Here is a 23,044-nt window from a genome sequence, read left to right as displayed (position 1 = left end):
GGGCTTGCGCAGAGCGCAACCCGTTTGTTGGATCGGCGCCAGAGGCAGAGGGGAGCGGGGAGAAGCGCGGCCCGGCTGGCGCAGAGAGAGTGCCGGCGCGGGCATCATCCCCCTCTCGCGAAGGACATCTCCATGAACATCGTTTCCGCCACAGCTGCCGTTACCCGGACCGCCGCTCCCCTCGACGCGCCGACGCCGGCCTCCATCAACAACGCCCAGGCAATCTATCAAGCGGCAACGCTGCTTTTGCCTTTCCTGGAACAGGGCAAGCCTGTCACCACCGCCGCACTGCGCACCGCCATGACGACAAGTTTTGGCGGCAGCGATGCGCAAGGGTTCTGGGTCTGGAAGGACGCCTATGAGGCGCTCGAAGTTGCCCAGGTGCTGTTCTTGCGCCGGTTCGGCCCGGCGATCCTGTCCCGGTCCACCACGCCGCAGGCAACGCTGGCGATGATCAAGCGCATCGTTGACCTTCTTCCCACCCATACGCGACGCTCCGACGAGAGCCAGGCCATGCAGCAACTGTCGACGCCCTTGCCGCTGGCGTTCGTCACAGCGCACGCCGCGGCGATCGCGACTTGCGACCTCGTTCTCGAACCCTCGGCCGGCACCGGTCTGCTCGCCGTCCATGCCGAGATGGCGCGCGCCTCGATCACCCTCAACGAGCTTGCCGCGACGCGGGCCGATCTTCTCGGCCTGCTGTTTCGAAGGGTCCCCGTCTCGCGGCACGACGCCGCCCATATCGACGATCATCTCGACGCGGCAATCGAGCCATCCGTCGTGCTGATGAATCCACCCTTCAGCGTCGGCGCCTATGTCGATGGACATGTCGCCGATGCGGCATGGCGGCATCTCTCCTCCGCATTCGCACGCCTGCGTCCGGGTGGACGCCTGGTCGCCATCACCGGCACCGGGCTGTCTTCCGAAATCCCTAAATGGCGGCCCGCCTTCGTACGCCTGCAGCAGCAGGGCACCGTCATTTTCACCGCGGCGATCGACGGCCGTGTCTACGCCCGCCATGGCACCACCACTGAGACCCGCTTGACCATCATCGACAAAGTTCCTGCTACCGACCCAACCAGCTTCTCCGGCTCGCCGGGCAAGGCCATGGATGTCGAGACGTTGCTCTCCTGGATCTCCGCCCTGCCGCCCCGAGCACCGGGCGGCTTTCCGGACTCGATCGGTGCATTGTCCAGCGGCATCCTGCGCAATGCCGCCATGCACATGGGCGCCCGATTGGCGGCGAGAGCCGCACCCTTCGCTGTCTTATCGGCTGCTCCGACGGCCATCCAATCGGTCCGTCCGATTGTGCCGGCGAAGCCCGCTCGCCGGGTCATGGCAAGCAGTGCGCCTACCGTCCCGCTCGCCTATGAGCTGCGCGATTGGATGCCGGAGGAGGGCGGCCAGCTCACCGACACGATCTACGAACCGTACGCGCTCCAGTCGATCCACATTCCCCGCGCCAAACCGCATCCGACGCCGCTCGTGCAGTCGGCCGCAATGGCCGCCGTAGCGCCACCAAAGCCTTCCTATCGGCCGCTTTTACCTGATGCGATCATCGACGAAGGCCTGCTGTCGGACGCCCAGCTAGAAAGCGCCGTCTATGCGGGCGAGGCCCATAGCGGCCATCTCACCGGCGCTTGGACGGTTGACGAGACCTGCGATGTCGTCTCGGCCGCGCCAGAAGGTGCTGCGAACGCTGTCCGCTTCCGCCGTGGATGGTTTTTGGGTGACGGAACCGGCTGCGGCAAGGGACGGCAAGTCGCCGGCATCATCCTCGACAATTGGCTGCAGGGCCGCCGCCGTGCGATCTGGATTTCCAAGTCCGACAAACTGCTGGAAGATGCCCAGCGCGATTGGGCGGCCCTTGGCCAGGAAAAACTCCTCTTGCAGCCACTCTCGCGCTACCGGCAGGGCACACCGATCCGCCTTGCCGAAGGCATCCTGTTCACGACCTACGCAACCCTGCGCTCACAGGAACGGGAGGGCAAGAAATCCCGGATCGCTCAGATCCTCGACTGGGTCGGACAAGAGGCGAGGAGGGACGAAGGCCCGACGGGGAACAGAGAAAACTCGGCGGGAAGGGCCGAAGGCCCGACGGGGATTAAAGAAAGCCAGACAGGGATTGGAGAAAACCAGTCGGGGGCCAAAAAATCTTTCGATGGCGTCATCATCTTTGACGAGGCGCACGCCATGGCCAATGCCGCTGGCGGCAAAAGCGAGCGTGGCGACGTCGCGCCCTCGCAGCAGGGCAGGGCGGGGCTGCGGCTGCAGCACGCCCTTCCCGACGCGCGCGTCGTCTACGTTTCCGCGACCGGTGCGACCGCCGTCGAGAACCTCGCCTATGCGCAGCGTCTCGGCATCTGGGGCCGCGAGGATTTTCCATTCGCCAACCGCGCCGAATTCGTCACCGCGATCGAGGACGGCGGTGTCGCTGCGATGGAAGTGCTCGCCCGCGATCTCAAATCGCTCGGCCTCTATGCGGCGCGTTCGCTCTCCTATGACGGTGTCGAATACGACTTGCTCGAGCATGAGCTGACCGACGAGCAGATTCGCATCTACAACGGCTATGCGGACGCCTTCCAGGTCATCCACAACAACCTGACCGCCGCACTCGAGGCGACCAACATCACCAGTGAGTCCGGCACGCTGAACCGCAACGCCAAGGCGGCGGCGCGCTCGGCGTTCGAGAGCACCAAGCAACGTTTTTTCTCGCATTTGATCACCTCGATGATGACGCCGACCCTGATCGGCGCGATCGAGCAGGACCGTGTAGACGGGCACGCTGCGGTCATCCAGATCGTTTCGACCGGCGAGGCGCTGATGGAACGGCGCCTTGCCGAGATCCCGACCGAGGAATGGTCGGACCTGCATGTCGATGTGACGCCGCGCGAATATGTAGGCGGATACTTGATGCATTCCTTCCCCACCCAGTTGTTCGAGGAATATTCGGACGCGGAGGGCAACGTCCTTTCGCGGCCTGTCCACGACAAAGACGGCAACCCGGTCCAGTGCCGGGAGGCGGTTCGCCGGCGCGACGAGATGATCGAAAAACTCGCATCGCTGCCGCCGGTCGGCAGCGCCCTCGACCAGATCATCCATCACTTTGGCACCGACACCGTCGCCGAGGTGACCGGCCGCTCGCGCCGCATCGTGAAGAAGACCGGCCGCGACGGCATCGATCGGCTGGCCGTGGAAAACCGCCCTGGCTCGGCCAATCTGGCCGAGACCCAGAGTTTTATGGATGACGACAAGAGCGTTCTGATCTTTTCGGACGCCGGCGGCACCGGCCGCTCGTATCACGCCGATCTCGGGGTCAGGAACCAGAGGCTGCGCAAACATTATCTGCTCGAGGCCGGCTGGCGCGCCGACAACGCCATCCAGGGTCTCGGACGGACCCATCGCACAAATCAGAAGCAACCGCCGTTGTTCCGGCCCATGGCCGCCAACGTGAAAGCCGGCAAGCGCTTCCTGTCGACCATCGCACGACGACTCGACACGCTGGGCGCGATCACGCGTGGCCAGCGCCAGACTGGCGGGGCGGGGCTGTTCCGTGCCGAAGACAATCTCGAAAGCCCCTATGCCCGCGCGGCCCTTCGCCAGTTCTATCTTCTGTTGCACCAGGGCAAGATAGAGGGCTGCTCGCTCACGACGTTCGAGACCGTGACCGGCCTGTCGCTGACGACCGATGAGGGCGGGCTGCGCGACGAACTGCCGCCGATCACGACCTGGCTCAACCGCCTGCTGGCGCTGCGCATCGAGACCCAGAACCTGCTGTTCGAAGTGTTCGAGCAACTGATGACGGCGAAGGTTGAGGGCGCGATCGCCGCCGGAAACTATGACAAGGGACTGGAGACGATCACGGCCGAGAGCATCGTCGTCACCGATCGCCGCACCGTCTACGCGCACCCAGTCTCGGGCGCGCAGTCGCATGTGCTCACCGTCGCGCGCAAGGACCGTATCCGGGCGCTCGGGCTCATCGATGCGCTGGCCATTGCCCGGGCGGAGCCGCAATCGGTTCTGCTGGTGAACGCCCGTTCCAGCCGCGCGGCGATCCGGCTGCCGACGGCGAGCCTGATGCTCGACGACGGCACGATAGAGCACCGCGTGCGCTTGCTGCGGCCGACGGACGAGCTGCGCTTCGGTCTCGACGCCCTTGCCGAAACCCACTGGCAGCCGACCGACCGGAAACTGTTCTGGGACCTCTGGCAGGCAGAAGTCGCCGCCGTCCCGGAGTTCACCACCAGCACCTTTCACATCGTGACGGGTCTGCTGCTGCCGATCTGGCGTCGGCTGCCGGACCATGATTGTCAGGTTTACCGGATCCAGACCGACGCCGGCGAACGCGTCATCGGCCGCCACATCGCCCCGACGCTGGTCGCGACCATGTTCCGCAATCTCGGCGTCGACGATGTACCCAAGCTCGCGCCGGAAAATGCCTGGACCGGGCTCGCCGACGGACGGATTGGACTGCAACTCGCCGATGGCCCGATCCTGCGCCGCAGTCGGATCATGAACGACTACCGTGTCGAATTGATCGGCTTCACCGACGCGATGGTCCCTCGGCTGAAGGCGCTGGGACTGATCTCCGAGATCATCTCCTGGAAGCTGCGGCTGTTCATCCCGACGACCGCGCAAGGGTCCGCCATCCTCGCCGCGCTCCTCGACCGCCATACGCTGGTTGGTGTCACCGACCGTACCTCGGCGGCTTGAGGGGAGGCGATCATGACGGGCTCGGCCTCCGAGCTGGCACGCCGCCTTGGCGAACACGCCGAGGCGGTGTGCCGGGAATATCTCTCCAACGGCCATCGCTCCGGCAATTACTGGATGGTCGGCGATGTCCACAACACGCGCGGCCGTTCCATGCATGTGCGGCTGAGGGCAAACGCCAAGGGCCCGGCGGGTAGGTGGGTCGACGAGGCGACGTCTGAATTTGGCGATCTGCTCGATGTCATCCGTGAAAGTTGCGGCCTCGTCGACTTCCGTGACATCGCGGATGAAGCACGTCGCTTCCTCTCCATGCCGCTGCCACCGCCCCAGCCCCAACCTCAGCCCCTTGGCGCGCAGTGCCAGCCAGCCGCGAAACGCGGCTCCCCTGAGGCCGCGCGTCGTCTGTTCGCCATGTCCCAGCCGATCGCCGGCACGCTGGCCGAACGCTATCTTGCCGGCCGCGGCATTCTGCTTTCGACGCACGAGCGCGCGCTGCGCTTCCATCCCGGCTGCTACCATAGGAATCTGGTAACGGGCGAGACGCAGACCCTGCCTGCGCTGATTGCTGCTGTCACCAACCTCGACGGGCGTATCACCGGCCTGCAACGCACTTGGCTTGATCCTTCGGATCACGGCAAGGCGCAACTCGCGGATCCACGCCGCTCGCTGGGGGATCTCCTTGGCAACGGCATCTGGCTTGGTCTTAAGTCCGGCGCGCCCGTCCCGGTCATGGCCGCCGGCGAGGGGTTCGAGACGATGGCCTCGCTGCGCACGGTGATACCGGCGCTGCCTGTGGCGGCCGCCACCTCGGCCAATCACCTCGCCGGCCTGAGGCTTCCGCTTGGCTGCCGCCGCCTCTACATCGCAGCCGATGCCGACGCTGCCGGCCGGCACGGCATCGAACGCCTCAGCCAACGCGCAGGCGAGGCCGGGATCCTCGCCCTGGTGTTGCGGCCGCAGCTCGGCGATTTCAACGACGATCTGCGCCATTCCGGCCCGGCCCATCTCGCGGCATGGCTCAGCGATCAGCTCGTCCCGGATGATGCCCGTCTCTTCCTGTCGCCCGGATGAACGGGTCGGGCTGGCAGGCGGGCCGGCACGGCGTCGCCGGATAGCCTGCAGGCATGGCGGCGGTCCGCCGGAGAGGCTGCGCCCGCGGCCTGCCCGAGAGGCGATCCCTGCCACCCCCGGGTCACGGCCGCAACGGCTGCGCCGTCCTCCGCTTCGCTTCGGCCTGCGGTGCGGCCGCGCCCCGGGGCGCGGCCGGGATGCGCTGTCAGGCCGCGATGGGCGCGGCCGCAACCGACGGAGACACGCCATGACCTACGAGCTTCCCTTCGACGACGGCTACGAGCCTTACCACGCCTCCTCGCCGACCGACCGCGTCATCCTCGAACTGCAGATGTACGGCCATCGCCCGCATCAGGACGAACCTGATCCTCGGCCACTTCCCGACGACGAGGTGATCCGGGCCGGCCTCGCCGGGATCGTCGAGAGCTTCGCCGGCATGCTTGGCGACACCAGGCTCGAACCCGATCTCGACGACCTGCTCTGGTCCTTCGCAAACGTCTTCCACCGCGCCGCCGAGCGCGTCGCCCGCAGCCTCGATCGTAACGAGGAGGCCCAGCGTTCGAGCCAGCAGGAGCAGGACGGCTCGGAGGTGAAGTCCGTCGAGCTGGAACGGCTCACCTCCGAGGGCATCACCTATATCGAGCGCCGCAACGTGCTCGAAATCATGCGCGATGAGGCCGCCGACCTCTACGAAGCACAAACCGGATCGGCATGGCGGCCGCGCACCGGCTCCAAGGTCTCTCATCAGGCGATGACCGCGTCGGTGATCGACTCCAGAGACTTCCTCGCCGCCCGCCGCCACGCCGAATCCGAGGTGCTCGTCCCGGCCGGCACCAAGATCGCCTTCGCCGGCGGCCTCGACTGCAACGATCACGACCGGATCTGGGAGGCGCTCGACAAGGCCCGCGAGAAGCATCCCGACATGGTGCTGCTCCACGGCGGCAGCCCGCGCGGCGCCGAGCGCATCGCCGCCTGCTGGGCCGAGAGCCGCAAGGTCACCCAGATCGCCTTCAAGCCGGACTGGAACCGGCACGCCAAGGCGGCTCCGTTCCGCCGCAACGACCAGCTTCTCTCCGTGGTGCCCTACGGCCTGATCGTCTTTCCCGGCTCCGGCATCACCGACAACCTTGCCGACAAGGCCCGTCGGCTCGGCATCCCCGTCTGGTGGTTCGCGGAGGGAGGCGCGTGAGCGCCGTTTTCTTGCAAATCAAGAAAATCTGGATAATATGGAGATCGACAAGGAGTACAGCCATGCGTCAGTTCACGACAGGGGATCTCAACAAGCAGGTTGGCGACGTCACCGACGTTGCCAGCCGCGAACCCGTTATTCTCACCAAGCACCGCAAACCCCGGTTCGTGCTGATGAGCTACGAGCACTACGAACGGATGCGCATCGGCAGTGATCCCCGCCGCGCATACCATGTCTCCGAGATGCCGGAGGAACACACGGAACTCTTCGCCGCCGAGATCGACCGACTAGCGCGCGGGGAGGGATACGATGATGAGCGGTAGATTTCTGCCTGGTCAGGTGATTTCCTACCCGTATCTTTGGGCATGGCAACACGAGCGCGGCGAAACGGAAGGCCGCAAGAGCCGGCCGACCTGCGTGGTCATCGCTGTCGGCGGCGCAAGAGATGGCCTGACCCATCTCGCGCTCCTGGCGATAACCACCCAGCCACCGCCCGGCGATCGGGTCGGTTTGGAAGTCTCCGCTATCGAGTGCCGCCGCGCCGGTCTGACCGATCTCAAACGCTGCTGGATCGTGGTTGACGAATACAACTACGATATTGCCGAACGCTCCTGGTACATCGAATCCGACGGTAAGCCCCTCGGTCGTTTCAGCAAGGCATTCATGATGAAGATCGCAGGCGCCTTTATCGAAGCGCGCAGCGAGGGCCGCCGCGTCAGCCGTCTGGATTGAATGTTCTGTTTTCGCGGCAGGGAGCATACCTCGGATCGGATCAGTCCGCCGTTTCCGCATGCCTGTACGCCGGTCGCAGGAGCAGGAATGTTCGTTACGCAAATCCGGTGTCATGCCCCATTGCACCGACGTATACCCATTCCAGCACAGGAACGCACCATGGCTGCCGCCGCAAATAGGAAGATATCCGTCTCGATGCGGTTTCGCAGCGATGATCTCACCATCATCGACCGCGGCGCGCAGCTGCTCGGCCTGTCGCGCACGGAGTTCATGCGGCGCGCAGCACTCCACGAGGCGCAGGCGGCCATCCTCAACGAAACCGTCATCCGCGTGTCCCCGGAAGCCTATGACGCCTTCATGCAGGCGATCTCAGCCCCGGCCGCTGCGCCCCCGCCGAAGGCGACCGAGCGGCTGCGTCGGCCCCCGTTCGGGAACCGCTAGTGGCGCTTTCAGGCATCGAACTCCTCGATGACGCGCACCGCCTCGACAGCTTCAATTGCGGCAAGTCGGCGCTCAACGCTTGGATGGCCGGCTTCGCGCGAACGAACCAGGCCCGCGGGTTTACCCGCGTCCTGGTCATTCACCACGAGGGAACAGTCGTCGGCTATTACGGCCTCGCGCCGGGCGTGATCCAGCCAAACAGCGCACCGCGCTTTCCGCACCGGACGCCCGCCCGATCCGATCCCCTGCCTGCTGATCGGACAACTCGCCGTCAGCCACCGCCATGCCGGGCAAAGCGTCGGCAGCGGCCTGGTCAAGGACGCGCTGCATCGCTGTGTCGCCAGCGCCGACATCGTCGGCGGCCGCGCGGTGGTGGTGCGGGCGATAGACGCCGAGGCCGAGCGCAACTGGCAGAGCTGGGGCTTCATTCCCGCGCGGGACAATCCGTCGGTGCTCATGCGCTCGATCCAGGACGTGAGCCTCTGGCTGGCCGACAAAGGTCACTAGCTCCACGCGCGTAACGCCTCCGGCAGCGGCAGGGTCCGGGCGCGCCGGCCTGCGGCCAGCCGGGCTCCAGTCGCGGCGTCCCGCCGTTCCCCGAGCCGGCTTCGCCGCCTCGGCCTTCGGGCGACGATCCCTCGCGCAGGGCCAGAGGGAGAGGGCGGCCGGCGCGGGGCGGGGGACGCTGGAGAGAAGGGAAAGTCACCATGTCGATAATATTCATAGGCGGATCACGCGAGATATTCGAGCTGCCGGAACCTGCCATTGCTCGCATCGGCGCAATCGTTGCTGCCGAGCACGGCGTGCTGATTGGCGACGCGCCCGGAGCCGATGCCGAGGCGCAGGGCCTGCTCGCTGGCTACGGCTACGAGCATGTCGGGATCTCCCATGCCGGCAAGGAACCCCACAACAATCTGGGCGACTGGGCTGCCTACCATGTCCCGTCTCTTGAAGGCGCTCACGGGTTCCACGCTGCCAAGGACCGGGAGATGGCACGGCGCGCCGACTTTGGCATGATGGTCTGGGACGGCGCATCACCCGGCACGGCCGTCAACGTGCTTCGGCTCGCCATCGCGAACAAGCCGTGCGTCATTTACGATCTGGCCAGGGGCAGCATGGCGACCACGTACAATGTGCAAGACTGGTGCGCCATGCTCCGCCATGCCGGTCCGGACATTCGCCGCCAAGCCGAAGCCCGCATGATGCCGGACGAGCGTCTGGCATTGCCGGGATGATGTACGCGCGGTTCCGCCGACAGCCCGGGGGGCCGACCTCCGATATGCTTGATCCGGCCCCGCGCCGCCACCTCCACTTCTATGAACGGCATGAGCCGGCCCTTTCGAAACCGGCCCACGCGCAGAGCCGGCGTTGTGCAGGATGATCCTCCTGACGCTTCTCGCCTCTGAAGCAGGTGCAAGCGTGCCGAACAACATCCTGCTTGCTTGGTCATCCAACCTGGTTGCTAGGCACCGCCACCGTGGGGCGTGAAGTTCGCTGCCAGCCGGCTCCGATCTTGAAACCGCTGTGCCGCCATACCGAACGCGCAAGGCGGTTCACGCGCCATGCTGCTGTTCGACGTGTTGGCGATGCCGACGACATGACCCGAGAGGCTGCAGCATGTTCCTGCGATCCGGCAGCGTTGCGTCGGCGGTCTAGTCTATTGATGGCGGCCTGAGTTCTTTTCCTTCGGTCCCATCCGGGGCCATTCCCGTTTCATGTCGCCTTTGTAGACGACCGCCTGCTTTGTGCGGTCAACCCCCGTTGGGGGTACACTCGGCGAATATTCAGGAAAATTCGATTTCTGTTTTTGTCTGCGGACAGGCGAAGGGCCTGCCCGTTATTTCTAGGCAAATAGAATTTTCCAGAATTTTCGCCGAGATGACCGCAGCAGGACGGCCCTCTCCTTTGGCGCCATCGGGAATGGTCCCGATGCAACCGAAGGAGAACTACCATGGCCACCACGATCGCAAACCTCACCACCAAGTCCGACGGCTCGATGGAAGGCGTCTTTGCCACGCTCCGGGTCAACGCCCCGATCACCCTGATCCCGAACACCAACAAGTCTCGCGAGGACGCGCCCGACTACCGGATCGTCAACAAGCGCACGGGCTTCGAGATCGGAGCCGGCTGGCACCGCACCTCCCAGCGTTCGGGCGAGGAATACCTCTCGGTCAAGCTGGAAGCCCCGGAGATCGGCGTCATCTTCGGCAACCTCGCACCCGCCCCGGGCGGCGAGGAGAACAAGAAGGTCATCCTCTGGAACAACCCCCAGTGAGGCATCGGTGGCCGGCTCCGCAAGGGGCCGGCTTCCCCATCGGCAAAAGGAGGTTGCAATGAGCCGCTACACCATCACCGTCAGTGGCACCGTCACCGGACAGGTCCGCTCGGATCCAGACGCCGTCATCGGCTACGACCCACCGCTTCGGACCTACTTCCTGCACGCGTTCCCGCACGATGAAACCGACGAGCCCGGTCTTTGGCTTGGCACCCGCGATCGCGCGTTCGAAGCGCTTGAGGATCTTCGCCATGCAACCATCTTACACGGCTACGATCTCATGCCGCTGCCGGCGGATCTCGCGGCGAAACTCATCGGAGACAAGGCGGCTGTGGCTGATCGGGCGCCGCCTCAATGAGCCCGACTGGGCGAACGTGCCCCAAAAGCCCGGCGACGGAGCGCTCCGTCGCCGGGCTTTTCTCATGCAGAGTGGCTGGAGACCAATGTCTATCAGCCTCAGTGCGGCCGGTCGACAGCGAAACGGACGGGCGTCACGGAGAGAGTGGACGACGCTTTGAATTAGCGCCCAGGTGCAGCACTCGCCGCCGCCGATCATGGACGGATTCATTCGGCCCGTCGACGGCGACGACGGGCGCGGCAGTAGATTGTACCGACCGAAATCGCAGCACCTCGAGGAGGGGCAACAGCAAGGCCAAAATGTTTTCCGGTAACTCCTGGAGGCGGCGATCACCTGAGCAGGTTCTCGGCATGACCTTTTACGACCCCTGGTGCAGCAATTCGCCGCTGTCGATCATGCGCAGGTTCATATCGCCAGGCGTCTTGATGAGCAGTTGAGCGTTGAGAGCACGGAGGTCGCGCGGCTCGGTGCAGGCCAGCCAGGCGCGAAGCTTGTAGAGACCCGGCTGGAGATCGGCGCCAAAGATGAAGGAGACGCTTTTTTGCTCCCTGGCGGGCATCGGGATTTCGCCGTGCTGGGAGCCAATCGAGCGGTCTTCAAGCCAGAGCGAGGCAATGCAGCCGGCATTGACAAAGACGTTGGATCCGGTGGTGGCGCGGTATTCCACGGCGAGCTGCGTGCGGCCGGGCTCTGCAATCTTCAGCCAGCCCTGGAGTTCGACTGAGGTGAGGCCGGTGTAGAGCACACCGTTGCGCGACGGTTCACTGAGGGGAATGGCGCCGCCGATATAGACAAAGCTGCCGACGCTGTCGGCAGGGATATCTGGAAGATTGTCTTTTTTGGCCGGCGCGGCGCGGGCGATGGCGAGCGCGCCCCGCTGGTAACCTTGGCTTGCACCCCCTTCGGAGGAAGCCTGCTTCTTCGCGTCATCGTTGCCGGTGGCGGGCATGCTGTCGTTGCTCTTTGCCGACGCACCGCCCTGTCCGGTGATGCCGAGATGCTCGATCAGCGAATCGAGTTTCTGCTCGATGCGGTCCAACTGCTTCTGGGTTTCTGGCTGCCGGTCTTGCGCCAGTGCGAAGCCGGGGCCCTCAACGAAACTCAATGCTGCGATCCCAATCCCGAGCGCCAGCCCGCCCACACTTTTTCTTTGCATCATGGTGATGATCCTTCCATCGGCACGGTTCCAAAATTGTCGTGCGGCGCTGGCGCCACTTCTATCCCTTGTAGCGGCCGGCCTGGAGCGACAGCAGGCGTTTTCTCGTGCGCCGGCTCCAAGGTTGATCCAGGTGCGGGCGGTTCCGTCGTCTGCGACCCCGCGGCCGAAGACGCATTGCCCTGTTCGAAATTATCCTGATCCGTCGGCGGGGTGCTGGCGTTCTTTCCAGCGTCTGTGGGACGATCGTCGCGCTGGCCGGCGACATCCTGACCGATACTGACAGCCCGAAAGATCAAAGCCAGGACAGCGGCGATCGTGGCATAGCGGAACAGCAGATCGCGCCGGAACAGGGCGGGAACAAGTTTGAGCCAGCGTAGAAGTGTGGCTCGCACAGATGAGAAGAGCGTTTCAGCCGTCATGTGATTGACCCCTGCCGCTCGTATGTCGCCATCGCCGTCTCAATGTCTTCGGGCCCTATGGTCATGATGGCGTCGCGACCGGCATTTCCGACACCCTCACGCGCGAGGCGCATGGCCTGCGCCTCGCGCGTGCCTTCCCAAAGCGTGCGGATTGCGCGGGCATTGCCAAAATGGTCTCCACCTTCCGCCTCCATGCGGACGCAGGCAAGGTTGGCCTGGTCCTCGGCCGCGGCGTCGAGCACAAAGCCTTCGCGGTCGGCGAGGTTACGAAAAATCCCCGCCAGCTCTTCAGCCGAATAGTCCTCGAATATGATTGTCCTGGTGTATCGGGAGCGCAGGCCGGGATTTGAATCCAGGAAGCGGCGCATTTCGCCAGTGTAGCCGGCGGCGATGACACACAATCGATCCCGATGGTCCTCCATCAGCTTCAGCAGCGTGTCGATCGCCTCGCGGCCAAAATCGTTTTTTTGTCCCTCCGGCGCCAGCGCGTAGGCCTCATCGATGAACAGCACGCCATCGAGCGCTGCCTCGACGGCTTGCCGTGTCAGAATCGCGGTCTGGCCGACATAGCCGGCGACGAGCTGGCTGCGATCGGCCTCGACGACATGGCCGGATCTGAGGAGGCCAAGTGCGAAAAGAATCTCGCCCATGAGACGCGCCGCCGTGGTTTTCCCGGTCCCTGGATTGCCGAGGAAAATCAGATGCAGGCTTGGGGGGGCGGCGTTGATGCCGTGGCGCCGACGTTCCTGCTCGGCTTGCAACACGGCTACCAGTTTCCTGACCTCCGCCTTGACGGAGCGCCATCCGGTCATGGCGTCGAGTTCGGCCAGCACCTCATCGAGCGGCCGATGTTTTGACGTCCGGATGGGAAGAGCGGATTTGGTTTCAACGTCTCGCCGATCGTTCCCCTGCAAAAATTTCCGCGATGCCGGCAGGCCATATTTGTCGGCATGCGCCAGCCGCCAGCCCATGACGGTCATCGCGATGAGGAGGATAACGCCGGAATAGGCTTCCAGCAGCGCAAGCACGACGATCAGAACGGCAAGGCCAAGGATGATCGGGATCAGATCGCGCTGCATCTCTTGCTCAACCCGACTGGCTTTGGGGCGCGAAACGGTTGCGCTCGACGCGTGCGACCATTTCGGGCCGGCGAAAATAGATCGCGCGGCCGCAGCGCAGCGGTTGTCTGCCCTGGACGAAAACGAACTGCTCGTCCGCCCGGGCATCGGCGAGGATCTCGGAGACGGTAGCTAACCGCCGGCCGCGTTCCGATCTCTGCTCGGAGGCGCCGGTCGAGGCGGTGCCGATCTCGAGCGGCTTTGCGCTCTTGCCGCGGTTTTTTGTCTCGGAGCTCAGCACGACGCCATGTTCGCCCAGCGCTTCGGAGACAGCGCGAGCCTGGTCGAGCGAGCTGATCGCGGCGTATGATCGCCAGGAAGCGCTTTCGAACCAGGCGCTCTTGCCGCCATCGCCCCATTGTTCGCGCAGCTGGCCTTCGGACTGATAAAGCATGACCAGCGTGATGCCGTATTTGCGACCGGCATCGCGGGCGCGGGCGAGTGAGGTCATGTAGCCAAGACGGGCGACCTCATCGAGCAGGAAGACGACGCGTCCGCCTGGCGAGACGCCGTCGGCCTCATAGACGGCATTGAGCAAGGATCCGACAACGACACGAGCGAGCGCTGGCGTCGATTCCAGCACCTTCATCGGGATGTTGATAAAGAGGTCAAGCTTGCCGGAAACGAGATCAGCAGTGCGAAAACTGTTGCCCGACAGCAGTTTTGCGTAGGCGGGATTGGCGAGCCATTCGGTCTGCTCGCTCATATTGCCGTAAACACCGGAGAACGTCTCGGCCACCAGTCCCATCAATTGGCCGGCGAGATGGCGGGCGCGATGCGAGGAGGAGTGTTCAAAAATGCGGGCTAGCTCGTCCCGCATTTTTGCCTCCGGCAAGGCGAGCCGTTGCGCCAGAGTGACGAGATTGCGTTTGTCGTCGGACAGATTTTTGTCGAAGACGATGTCGGAAAGCAGGGTCTCGACGATGGCCTTGCCGCGGCCCTCGAAGAAGGCTTTGCCGGAGGTGCCGTGCGGCGCATCACGGGTGGCGGTGTGTTTCTCGCCGCAGATCCAGTCGACAACCGAGCGGATGTCGCCGTCGAAGAGGGGCGAATCTTTTGCCAGCCAGTCGAGCGCATTGAAGGCTCCGGTCCCCTTCATCGGGTCGATTGAGATGACACGCCGGCCCATCGCCGTGCGTGCGCCCGTCAGCATCGGCGCCAGCTCGGAGGAGGGATCGAGGGTGACAATCGACCCGCGCCAGGTGAGCAGTGTCGGCACGCAGACGGAGACGGTTTTGTAGGCGCCCGAACCGGCGAAGACGAGGCCGTGGGTGCCGCCCCAGGAGAGATCAAAGGTGAGTAAAGGCGACCTGCCACCCTTGCCCCATGTTTTTGGATCGCGCGGATCAAACTTTTGTCCGCGCCGGGCCGGCGCATCCTGATCGACGCGGTAGGCTTCGCCGATGACGACGCCGCCACGCGGATTGGCTGGCGACTTGGCCGAACCGCCGAACAGGTTTTGTGACTCGCGAATGTCCATCCAGTCGGCGTGGCCAAAGATATCAGAGGAGGCACGCTCAACCGGCTTGACGCTTTGGGCGTGCAGCGATTTTCCCATCAGCACCCTGACGCCGGCCGTGGTCGCGAGAAAGCCGACAACCCCGGCATAGAAGATGGTCGTGTCCGCTGCGTTCAAAATGGCGGACCAGGCATGGGCTGGCCGGTTGCCGAGCAGTCGTGTCGCTTCCGGCCAGACAGTGAAAACCGTTGCGGCGGCCATGCCCAACACGCCGGCGATGGCAGTGAGGGGCAGCACCATACCGGATCGGCGCATCAGGAGAGCCGCCGCCATTGTGATGGCCGGTCCGAGCAGCGCGATCGATGGCCATGCCGCGTAACCAAGTCTGTAGATTACTGATGCCGGCGACAGACCAGTCCGATACCATTCGAGCAAGGCGTCGCCCCACAGCGTGTGGGCATAGCGCCAGGCGGGATACCAAATGACGAGTGGCAAGATGGCGAAGGCTGCCTTGAACAGCGTCTTGACGAGATCGTACGACAGCCGACCGAACATCTTGTCCCCCGGCGTCAGCGCTATGAGCGTTCAGATTTTCGGCCGCGATCCGGCTCCCGATCGGGCTGCTCGGTGGAATGAATGCGCCGCACGCTGCCGTTCTGCTCGGCGGCAAGTGCGGCGACTGCGTCGTGATCGGCCAGCCCTTCCCAGTGCTGCATGACTTTGCTCCAGCGCAGGCCGGCGCCGCGCAGGCGAGTGGCGAAGGGGGTCGGCAGCGGAGCAGGGAAGGTGATGGTCAACGGTTCGTGCGTTGCGTCCTTGCCGACCGTTTCCCGATCGAGCGCGGTTTTGCCGGTCTTGATCCATTCGGTGAGTTGCGCCTTGTCGCGCACGCCCTCGGCCAGCGACAGCAGCCCGCCATAGAGGGCGGCTTCCTCGAGATCGATCAATCCGGCCCGTTCGATGAGGGTCCCGGCCTCGACGAGGCGGCGGGTGCGCTGCTTGCGCTCGTCCGCCTTGAGCCTAGCTTCCTGTTCGGTGAGTTTGGCCCGCTGCTGCTCCAGGCGGCTCATGCGTTCGGCAAGCGAGGTGCGGGCCATGGCGAGAATCTCCGTTTTTTCCCCGTCCGCCAAGCCCGAAGGGATTGTGCCAGCCGGCGCGAGGCTCTTCAACCCCCTTTTGTATATGCCGGAGGCTGCAACCAAGGTTCCTTGGCGTTTTCCGCAGTAAGCATCCGCCAGAGTGCCAACCGTCTGTCGTCGATTAGCCGATTGATGGATTTTTGCAGACGCAATATGCATTCTTCGAATGCTTGCTTGCGCTGGCGCGCGAGTGATGGCATCCTGCGGCAATGGCTATCGCTTTCGCCCGTGCCCGATACATCTCCCGATCCGACGGCGGCAGCGCGGTGCGCTCGGCCGCCTACAACGGCCGCGAGGCGATCAAGGCGCAGCGCACCGGGGAGGTGTTTTACTTCAAGCACCGCGAGGCGCCGGAGCATCACGAGGTGCTGTTGCCGGAAGGGGCGCCGTCAGAGCTGGCCTCAAGCGATGCGCTGTGGAATGCGGCCGAGGCCATGGAAAAACGCAAGGACGCGCAGCTGGCGCGCGAGCTCGTGCTGGCGCTGCCGGCCAATCAAGAGCTTGATCATGACGACCGGGTCGAGCTGGCGCGGTCGTTTGCGCAAGAACATTTTGTCTCAAAGGGGCTGGCGGTGCAGCTGGACGTTCATGCGCCGCATGGGGCGGAGAGCGAGGGCGAGCGGGCCAATTACCATGCGCATTTGTTGATCACGACGCGGCGTCTTGGGGAGGAAGGGTTTGCGGCAAAAAAAGCGCGTGATCTCGATCCCGTCATCAAGCGGGGCGGGGGCCGGGCGATCGTGGCGGAAGGCGAGGCGTGGGGCGCGCTGTGGCGCGATCATCAGAACCGCTATTTTGCCGAACAGGGGCTGTCGATCCGGGTGGATGCGACGAGCGCGGTGCCACAGGAACACATCGGACCGATCCGCATGCGCACGCCGGGTGCGGAGGCCAATGTGCGGGCCGAGCATATCAGGCGGGCGAACGAAGAAGCGGCGCGCGATCCGGAGCATGTGCTGGCTGTTCTGACGCGCAACCAGGCGAGTTTTTCCGAGTACGATCTCGATCGGCATCTGAAAAAACACATTCTCGATGAGAGCGAACGAGCGGATGTGAAGGGCAAAGTACTCGGCCGTGACGATGTGCTGGCGCTGCATGACCGGGAGACAGGCGAGAGTGTGGGTCGCTGGACAACGCGGGCGGTGCGCGACCAGGAGGTTTTGGCACTTGCTGATGGACGGCGCGTGGCCGGAGGGTCCCATCGCGATGTTGGGGCAAGGGCGCGCGAGCGGCTCGTGTCCGTGCAGGAACTGCGGCCGGATCAGTTGGCCGCGTTCGATCATGCGACGGGGTCCGGCGGGCTAAAAATAGTCGAAGGCCGGGCCGGGACGGGAAAGAGTTTTGCGCTTGGCTCCATCCGCGAGGCGCATGAAGCGGCCGGCTATCGCGTGGTCGGCCTCGCGCCGACCAATGCGGTGGCGCAGACCATGAAGGAGGACGGGTTAGCCAGAAGCTCGACCGTTCATGCCGAACTGTTCCGGCTGAAGAACGGCCGCGCGCAGTGGGACCGGCGCACTTTGGTCGTGGTCGACGAGGCGGCGATGATGGACGCCAAGGTGACCGGCGAAGTGTTGCGCGAAGCGCGGCTGTCGGGCGCCAAGGTTGTGCTGGCCGGGGACGACCGGCAGCTCGGCTCGATCGAGCGCGGCGGGCTGTTCACCGAGCTGAAGAAAGAGCACGGCTCGTCCGAGATAACCCAGGTGACACGCCAGAAGGTCGACTGGCAGAGAGAGGCGGCACGCGATCTGTCGGACGGTCGCTTCGAAGACGCGCTCCGGGCCTTCGCCCGAAATAAGGCGGTGGTATGGACGTCGAAGCAGGATGAATTGCGAGAAAAACTGGTCGAGCGATGGGCCAAGGATTCTGCTTCCAATCCGTCTGCATCGCGGTTCGTGTTTGCCTATACCAACAAGGATGTCGATGCGCTGAACAAGGATCTGCGCGCGGTCCGTCGCGAGCATGGTGAGTTGGGTAAGGATTTTGTGTTTACGACCAAGCATGGCGAGGCCGCGTTCGCTGTCGGTGACCGGGTGCAGTTCACGGATACGCTGAAAGGCGCCGGCATCTACAATGGCAACGCCGGGACCATCACCGGCATCGACCGGAATTTTGGCCGCATCAGTGTCTCGCTTGATGCGGCGGCAGGCCGGAAAGGGCGAAAGGTCGAGTGGTCTGCGTCGGAGTTTTCTGGATTCCGGCACGGCTATGCCGGCACCATCTACAAGGGCCAGGGCAAGACGCTCGATCATACCTATCTCATGCACACGCATCACTGGCGTGCCGCCTCGAGCTATGTGGCGCTGACGCGGCAGCGTGAGAGCGCGACGATCTTCGTGGCGACGCAGACGGCGCGCGATTTGCGGCAGCTCGCCCGCCAGATCGGCCGCAACGAGATCAAGGCGGCGTCAGTGGCTTATGCAACGCGCGATGAACTCAGCGCGGAACAACGGGCGAAGTTAGACGAGGGACGGGCGGCGGAGAACGCTCGGCCAGCGTTGCATGTTGGGCAAGCTCAGAATGGCCGGGAAAAGGAGGAGCAGCCGATGGCTTCAGTTGTCGAGGAGGCACGCGCGGGCATGCGTCAGGTAGATCCGCGCACACCGGAAATGCAGCCCGGCGCCATTGCCAACGACGCGGAGAGCCAGCGTCGGCTTGAGCATCGAGGCGCGACGCCTGAGCCCGTCGTGGCGCCGAAGTCAAAAAAGGCAGGAGACAGCGATCGTCGTGGGCCAGCCGATGATCGGGCCGTGGCAGGCAAGACCGAAACTCGGCAGTCTGTTCCAGATGCCAGAAATGAAGAGGGGTTGCCCAGCACCACAGCCGACCGGCCAGCGGACGTGAGGGTGCTGATAGTTGCATTCCAGGATGTGAATGCTGATGGCGTGCGCCGCGACAGCTTTGGGCGATCGATCGACGAACGGAGCATCGCCGTCGCTGTCAGTCGCGATGCAGATGTACAGCGCGAGCGCGACGCTCGCTCAATCTATCTGGAGACCGCCTATCGTGATCCGAAAGCGGCAACCCAGCGTCTCGATGACATCATCGCGCGAGACGGGCCGACAAGTGCTGCGCGACGTCTATCGGCGGATACCAGCTTGGTCGGCGAGCTGCGGGGCAGGGAAGGGTTCTTCGCCGGCGCCAGGGCGAGGGAAGAGCGGACCGAGGCTCAACAGGCCGCCGCCGCGATTGGCCCGAACATTGTCCGGACCGCCGAGTACGAGAACCGGGCAGCACAGGCCTATCGCAGTGATGTGGAAAAGCGGATGAGGGCTGATGCGGTGGAGGTAAGGGATGTTTCGGATCGGGCGAAAGCCGCGCTCGGAAAAATTGCAATGGCCAAGGATGATCGCGAGCGGGCCGAAACCTTCAAGATGGTGTCAGCCGATCAGGTGGTCAGTCGGGAGATCGCCACCTTCAGGAAATCGATTGAAGCCCGTTTCGGTGAAGACGGCGCACGCGAAATCGCTCGTGCGACAGCCTCGGGCAAATCGTTTGAACATCCATCCGTGCCGAAATCCGATCAGGTCAGGTTGGGCGAGGCCGCGGCTCTCTATTCCGCAGCCCGATCTGGTGAAGTCGCGTCCAGACAAGAGGCCGAAACTGAACGTCTTGCAGCGCGAGAGTCTCAGTCGACACGGCTGAAGCAGTAGGGAAGCGCCGGGGAAGGCCGGCTGTCGTTATCCCGTCGGCGTCGCAGGCCGCGGCGAATGACTACTCTTTAAGCAAGGTGGTCGTTCATTGTCACAAGTGGCCCGGTACAGTTCAGAGCTGCAGATCCGCAATCGGCGAGTTGCCAAAGATGCTCTTGTACTCTCGGCTGAACTGCGAGGGCTGAGGTCGCGCGATGCACCTTCAGGAGCCGGGCGACCTCGGCCGGCTTGATATCGTCGTTGATGAGCTGTCGCGCATGCGCGACCTGGTCGGGGGAGGGCAGGGGAGGGACCGAACCGCATCCCGCGCGCCCTGGCCGCGATCCGGCGCGGAGCCATCAAATAGCTCAAACTTCGCTAAAGTCGTAGCGAAACCCGCGAACCTCCCAAAGCTCTGACAGGGTCGGGGTTTCTTTCAAAAAACGAAGAACCTTCCGAGCCGCGATCAAATTGTAGGGGAACATTCCAATAGATGAGTGCCCACAATTCAGCCGCACGACCTCAGGTGGAAGATTGCACTTCGCCAGCAACTCAATGAGACGCTCAGAGCCTCCTGGGCGGGCAACCGTATCGTCCTTACCGAGCAAGAACATCAAATCCAGACGAGGACGTGTAAGGCCGAAAAGATGCTTCTCTAGATCGATGAGACCCCAAGCGGTTCTTAGTCCTTCCAGTGACATGGACGGTTCAATACGACCACGTAAGGCCGTCATGGTCTCCGCAGTCCAGACGAGATCAGCAGGGCTTCCCGGCGATACCATGAGAACCGCCTTATCAACCTTCTGCTCTTGGGCAGCAACGAGACCCGCAACAGTGCCACCCAAACACATCCCTACAACCGAGATTTTCTGATACCCCTGACTATAAAGCCAACGAACAATCTTACGGCCATCTAGGACAGCCTGTCTCATCGACTGGACAGTGCGCCCTAAATTCGCGTTGAAAAGCTTTTCCTCAGAATAGTCATTCGAAGCCCGCCCAAAATGATACGGAAGTGTAGCTTCAATAACCGTTATGCCCTTTCCAGCGAAGTATTTGGAAAATGCCGGATACCGGCTCCGAGCATACCAATGATGAAACACAACAAGCGCATGTTGTTTCAATCCACTGTCGGTAACAACGCATTCAAACGTGTTGTTCGCCTCGTCTTCAGTTGAAATATCAGATTGGAAGGTAACACTATCCGCTTCTTCCCTTAACGGAGCAGCCGGCAATATAGGCGCGAAAAACACCTCGCCTTTGGAAATTTCATTGAAGACCAATTCGTCAGAACCATCATGAAAAAATGGAATCAGCTTATCATGAATACGCCTCTGACGTTCTAATGATCTCAGGATGTGCTTACGATCATAACGGCGCGCTAGATAACGGAACATTTTCTCTCCTTTTTCTTTGCAGGTTGGAAACCTTTCATCATGAAACCAAAGCTGAAACCCCGCCGTACTTCATTCACCAGACAAAGGGGCGGCTGGACATCCCTCCACACTATTTACCGCCCGATAAAGGGTTGCTCGATGCACGTCGGAATGGGGCTGCCAGGTGCTCCTATGTCTATCCGGCGACTGGCAGGGTACCCCCTCGTGCCATCCGCCAATTTACAAGTTGATTGCGGCGATGGAAGCCCCGGGTTTTAACTGGCCATCTGTCCGCAAGCCAACTCAAGCGCCGCGAAATTTGAGAAGTATGAGGATTGTCCGTCTGGCTGGCAAGCGGTTGGCGCCAACTCCGACCGGCCCGGACTGGGTCAAGAACGGAGCATCTGGCGCATCTCATCCGATAGGCTCACGTTGCCCGTCGTTGTGAAAGACAGCGGCCTCGGCGGGTATCATGGAGACGGATCTCGACAGGTCCAAATCGAAATCGACGGTAAGGTGGTTGCAGCAACAATCCAAACCGCGGGGAACGATCGAGGGCAATCCCTTGGGAATGGCCCCACCTACTACGCCATCCCTCGACCGGTGCGCGGAAATCCCTGGTTCATCGAGTATGATGACGCGAACGGCGTGCGCCAGAAAAGCTGGTTCAATCTCAACATGCCACGAGCCAGGCGATCACGCAGGACGAGGTACTATGGGGTCGTAATTCAGGGAGGTTTGTAATGTTCAAGGCGCTTCTCCTGTCCACTGTGATTTTGAACACAGGCGCAGTGTTGACGGCGGCTGGTCAGAGCGACAAGCCGCGATCAAGCGTGGACAATCCTATGTGGCCCGCTTCACTGAAATGGGACTGCAGGACGGCTGCCAAAATCGTGTGTGAGCGTGATGGCGGTTGCTCAGTGGCTGAGGAGCACACTGGTTTTGTGCTGAACTACGGCAGCAACGAAGCTGAGTTCCCGGCCAGCAATGTCAGGATCAAACGCCACTATCAACAGACCGTGCAGGCAAGTCCTTTGCAGCAGGAAGCTAAAGTCGAACTGGCCGACAATCGCGTCTTTGGCTGACGGCCGTGGATGCCAGCCGCACTTATTCGAAAGCGTGGGTCGGCGCACTGAGTGAGTTGAAGGGCGGCGCGGTACTCATGGAATCTGAGGGCGTCTATTGCATGCCGCACAAGTGAGTGCGCCGAGAGAGCAGGCGAGCGAAGCCGATGGTCTGACCTGGGACGCCGACCCCCGGGCGTTCCAGAAAAAGTGGGTCATCCCGTCCGGTTTCATTAGACGATGAGACGATCTTAAGTAAAAATGATCTTCTGAAACGGAACGTCGAGTAGGAGTTACTGATGTAGAACTGATCTGCTTGCCTCTCGACAACCAGAAGACTTGCAGCGAGTGTCAGGCATACGTGGGATACTTAGAAATGTCAACTTCGTCTGATGAAAGTCGCGTAATCTATCTTATGGAACTTCGATTTCGTTAAACTGAAGCACTACACAAATCTGAACGACGTGCCGTGATGTGGTGCGTGATGGCCCGCGGCCGGGCGCAATCCCGAAGCTGTACGCGAAAATCTCGTGGCGCCAACGATGCTGTCTATGGAATCGCGTCAAATCACCAGTACATACATCGGCTATTTGGGGTTCGCCTCAAGCTTTTCATCCCCAGAAGAATTGCCTCCCAGGTGCGGCTCGATAACCGAAGCTTGGCGATCCTATTCCACATCCGAGATACCTCCTCAGAACATGATCGATAATAGTGTTGCAGACGCGCCACCGCAATTGCTTGCCGCGATCACCTCCGAGAGCGCATCCGAGGATGCTCATTCCGACGACGTACATCGATAGGGCGTAGCGAGGATCGACCCGCCTCCGCCAATCGGACCGAGCGTACACCCGATCAGTGATCCTGAAACCGATCGCGGGCAGGAACTGCTGGAGAGAGCCATCCGA

General features: G+C 62.9%; 18 protein-coding genes. 11 read left to right on the top strand and 7 right to left on the bottom strand.

The window, feature by feature from the left end:
• Window positions 1–132: 132 nt before the first annotated feature.
• The 6 genes from NKI54_RS31775 (at window position 133) to NKI54_RS31750 (ending at window position 8,143) form a co-directional block, all read left to right on the top strand.
• Window positions 133–4,713 carry a strawberry notch-like NTP hydrolase domain-containing protein gene (locus NKI54_RS31775; protein ID WP_352693600.1) on the top strand — a complete coding sequence of 1,527 codons (4,581 nt, stop codon included), beginning with the start codon at window positions 133–135 and terminating at the stop codon, window positions 4,711–4,713.
• Window positions 4,714–4,725: 12 nt separating this feature from the next.
• Entirely contained in the window at window positions 4,726–5,781 is a 1,056-nt protein-coding gene (locus tag NKI54_RS31770) for a DUF7146 domain-containing protein (protein ID WP_352693598.1), read from the top strand.
• Window positions 5,782–6,028: 247 nt separating this feature from the next.
• Window positions 6,029–6,970, top strand: a complete 942-nt coding sequence (locus tag NKI54_RS31765; RefSeq protein WP_352693596.1) for a DUF2493 domain-containing protein — start codon at window positions 6,029–6,031, stop codon at window positions 6,968–6,970.
• Window positions 6,971–7,032: 62 nt separating this feature from the next.
• The gene (locus tag NKI54_RS31760) at window positions 7,033–7,293 is read left to right on the top strand and encodes a type II toxin-antitoxin system prevent-host-death family antitoxin (protein ID WP_352518109.1); all 261 of its coding nucleotides are present in this window, start codon (window positions 7,033–7,035) and stop codon (window positions 7,291–7,293) included.
• Window positions 7,283–7,702: a hypothetical protein gene (locus tag NKI54_RS31755; RefSeq protein WP_352518116.1), complete on the top strand. Its 420-nt coding sequence runs from the start codon at window positions 7,283–7,285 to the stop codon at window positions 7,700–7,702. Before NKI54_RS31760 ends, NKI54_RS31755 begins: the two co-directional genes overlap by 11 nt.
• A 159-nt stretch (window positions 7,703–7,861) precedes the next feature.
• Window positions 7,862–8,143 (top strand): type II toxin-antitoxin system TacA family antitoxin, encoded by a 282-nt coding sequence (locus NKI54_RS31750; RefSeq protein WP_352693593.1) that lies wholly within the window; start codon window positions 7,862–7,864, stop codon window positions 8,141–8,143.
• Window positions 8,144–8,151: 8 nt separating this feature from the next.
• Here NKI54_RS31750 and NKI54_RS31745 read toward each other — a convergent pair whose 3' ends face one another.
• A complete protein-coding gene (locus tag NKI54_RS31745; RefSeq protein WP_352693591.1) occupies window positions 8,152–8,601 on the bottom strand; it encodes a hypothetical protein in 450 nt (149 codons plus the stop codon).
• A 249-nt stretch (window positions 8,602–8,850) separates the two neighbouring features.
• Between NKI54_RS31745 and NKI54_RS31740 the strand changes: the two genes are divergently transcribed.
• From NKI54_RS31740 to NKI54_RS31730, 3 genes are all read left to right on the top strand, one after another.
• The gene (locus tag NKI54_RS31740) at window positions 8,851–9,378 is read left to right on the top strand and encodes a hypothetical protein (RefSeq protein WP_352693589.1); all 528 of its coding nucleotides are present in this window, start codon (window positions 8,851–8,853) and stop codon (window positions 9,376–9,378) included.
• A gap of 716 nt (window positions 9,379–10,094) precedes the next feature.
• Complete coding sequence (locus NKI54_RS31735) at window positions 10,095–10,418, top strand: DUF736 domain-containing protein (protein WP_352693587.1); 324 nt, start codon at window positions 10,095–10,097, stop codon at window positions 10,416–10,418.
• 58 nt (window positions 10,419–10,476) lie between these two features.
• Window positions 10,477–10,776 carry a hypothetical protein gene (locus NKI54_RS31730; RefSeq protein ID WP_352693585.1) on the top strand — a complete coding sequence of 100 codons (300 nt, stop codon included), beginning with the start codon at window positions 10,477–10,479 and terminating at the stop codon, window positions 10,774–10,776.
• A gap of 358 nt (window positions 10,777–11,134) precedes the next feature.
• On the opposite strand, the gene NKI54_RS31725 is transcribed toward NKI54_RS31730, so the two are convergent.
• The 5 genes from NKI54_RS31725 to NKI54_RS31705 are packed head-to-tail and all read right to left on the bottom strand — an operon-like array spanning window position 11,135 to window position 16,280.
• The gene (locus NKI54_RS31725; protein ID WP_352693583.1) at window positions 11,135–11,935 is read right to left on the bottom strand and encodes a hypothetical protein; all 801 of its coding nucleotides are present in this window, start codon (window positions 11,933–11,935) and stop codon (window positions 11,135–11,137) included.
• A complete protein-coding gene (locus NKI54_RS31720; RefSeq protein WP_352693581.1) occupies window positions 11,932–12,354 on the bottom strand; it encodes a hypothetical protein in 423 nt (140 codons plus the stop codon). Before NKI54_RS31720 ends, NKI54_RS31725 begins: the two co-directional genes overlap by 4 nt.
• Entirely contained in the window at window positions 12,351–13,433 is a 1,083-nt protein-coding gene (locus NKI54_RS31715) for an AAA family ATPase (protein WP_352693579.1), read from the bottom strand. Before NKI54_RS31715 ends, NKI54_RS31720 begins: the two co-directional genes overlap by 4 nt.
• A gap of 7 nt (window positions 13,434–13,440) precedes the next feature.
• The gene (locus NKI54_RS31710; protein WP_352693577.1) at window positions 13,441–15,486 is read right to left on the bottom strand and encodes a type IV secretory system conjugative DNA transfer family protein; all 2,046 of its coding nucleotides are present in this window, start codon (window positions 15,484–15,486) and stop codon (window positions 13,441–13,443) included.
• Between the two features lie 20 nt (window positions 15,487–15,506).
• Window positions 15,507–16,280 (bottom strand): conjugal transfer protein TraD, encoded by a 774-nt coding sequence (locus tag NKI54_RS31705; protein WP_352693575.1) that lies wholly within the window; start codon window positions 16,278–16,280, stop codon window positions 15,507–15,509.
• Between NKI54_RS31705 and NKI54_RS31700 the strand changes: the two genes are divergently transcribed.
• Window positions 16,280–19,720 (top strand): AAA family ATPase, encoded by a 3,441-nt coding sequence (locus tag NKI54_RS31700; protein WP_352693573.1) that lies wholly within the window; start codon window positions 16,280–16,282, stop codon window positions 19,718–19,720. The genes NKI54_RS31705 and NKI54_RS31700 overlap by 1 nt on opposite strands.
• A 347-nt stretch (window positions 19,721–20,067) precedes the next feature.
• Here the strand turns inward: NKI54_RS31700 and NKI54_RS31695 are convergent, their stop codons facing one another.
• Window positions 20,068–21,096 carry an alpha/beta hydrolase family protein gene (locus tag NKI54_RS31695; RefSeq protein ID WP_352693571.1) on the bottom strand — a complete coding sequence of 343 codons (1,029 nt, stop codon included), beginning with the start codon at window positions 21,094–21,096 and terminating at the stop codon, window positions 20,068–20,070.
• Between the two features lie 722 nt (window positions 21,097–21,818).
• Here NKI54_RS31695 and NKI54_RS31690 point away from each other — a divergent pair.
• A complete protein-coding gene (locus tag NKI54_RS31690) occupies window positions 21,819–22,160 on the top strand; it encodes a hypothetical protein (protein ID WP_352693569.1) in 342 nt (113 codons plus the stop codon).
• The last annotated feature ends 884 nt before the right edge of the window (window positions 22,161–23,044 follow it).

The sequence above is a fragment of the Mesorhizobium sp. M0663 genome (genome assembly GCF_040320585.1).
Taxonomy (GTDB): domain Bacteria; phylum Pseudomonadota; class Alphaproteobacteria; order Rhizobiales; family Rhizobiaceae; genus Mesorhizobium.
The sequence above is the reverse complement of the archived record's forward strand: the minus strand, read 5'-3'. Positions and strand labels throughout refer to the sequence as shown.

Excerpts from the sequence above, each read along its gene's own strand:
- NKI54_RS31775 (WP_352693600.1), top strand. The coding sequence starts at position 133 with ATGAACATCGTTTCCGCCACAGCTGCCGTTACCCGGACCGCCGCTCCC.
- NKI54_RS31770 (WP_352693598.1), top strand. The coding sequence starts at position 4,726 with ATGACGGGCTCGGCCTCCGAGCTGGCACGCCGCCTTGGCGAACACGCC.
- NKI54_RS31765 (WP_352693596.1), top strand. The coding sequence starts at position 6,029 with ATGACCTACGAGCTTCCCTTCGACGACGGCTACGAGCCTTACCACGCC.
- NKI54_RS31760 (WP_352518109.1), top strand. The coding sequence starts at position 7,033 with ATGCGTCAGTTCACGACAGGGGATCTCAACAAGCAGGTTGGCGACGTC.
- NKI54_RS31755 (WP_352518116.1), top strand. The coding sequence starts at position 7,283 with ATGAGCGGTAGATTTCTGCCTGGTCAGGTGATTTCCTACCCGTATCTT.
- NKI54_RS31750 (WP_352693593.1), top strand. The coding sequence starts at position 7,862 with ATGGCTGCCGCCGCAAATAGGAAGATATCCGTCTCGATGCGGTTTCGC.
- NKI54_RS31745 (WP_352693591.1), bottom strand. The coding sequence starts at position 8,601 with ATGAGCACCGACGGATTGTCCCGCGCGGGAATGAAGCCCCAGCTCTGC.
- NKI54_RS31740 (WP_352693589.1), top strand. The coding sequence starts at position 8,851 with ATGTCGATAATATTCATAGGCGGATCACGCGAGATATTCGAGCTGCCG.
- NKI54_RS31735 (WP_352693587.1), top strand. The coding sequence starts at position 10,095 with ATGGCCACCACGATCGCAAACCTCACCACCAAGTCCGACGGCTCGATG.
- NKI54_RS31730 (WP_352693585.1), top strand. The coding sequence starts at position 10,477 with ATGAGCCGCTACACCATCACCGTCAGTGGCACCGTCACCGGACAGGTC.
- NKI54_RS31725 (WP_352693583.1), bottom strand. The coding sequence starts at position 11,935 with ATGATGCAAAGAAAAAGTGTGGGCGGGCTGGCGCTCGGGATTGGGATC.
- NKI54_RS31720 (WP_352693581.1), bottom strand. The coding sequence starts at position 12,354 with ATGACGGCTGAAACGCTCTTCTCATCTGTGCGAGCCACACTTCTACGC.
- NKI54_RS31715 (WP_352693579.1), bottom strand. The coding sequence starts at position 13,433 with ATGCAGCGCGATCTGATCCCGATCATCCTTGGCCTTGCCGTTCTGATC.
- NKI54_RS31710 (WP_352693577.1), bottom strand. The coding sequence starts at position 15,486 with ATGTTCGGTCGGCTGTCGTACGATCTCGTCAAGACGCTGTTCAAGGCA.
- NKI54_RS31700 (WP_352693573.1), top strand. The coding sequence starts at position 16,280 with ATGGCTATCGCTTTCGCCCGTGCCCGATACATCTCCCGATCCGACGGC.
- NKI54_RS31695 (WP_352693571.1), bottom strand. The coding sequence starts at position 21,096 with ATGTTCCGTTATCTAGCGCGCCGTTATGATCGTAAGCACATCCTGAGA.
- NKI54_RS31690 (WP_352693569.1), top strand. The coding sequence starts at position 21,819 with ATGTTCAAGGCGCTTCTCCTGTCCACTGTGATTTTGAACACAGGCGCA.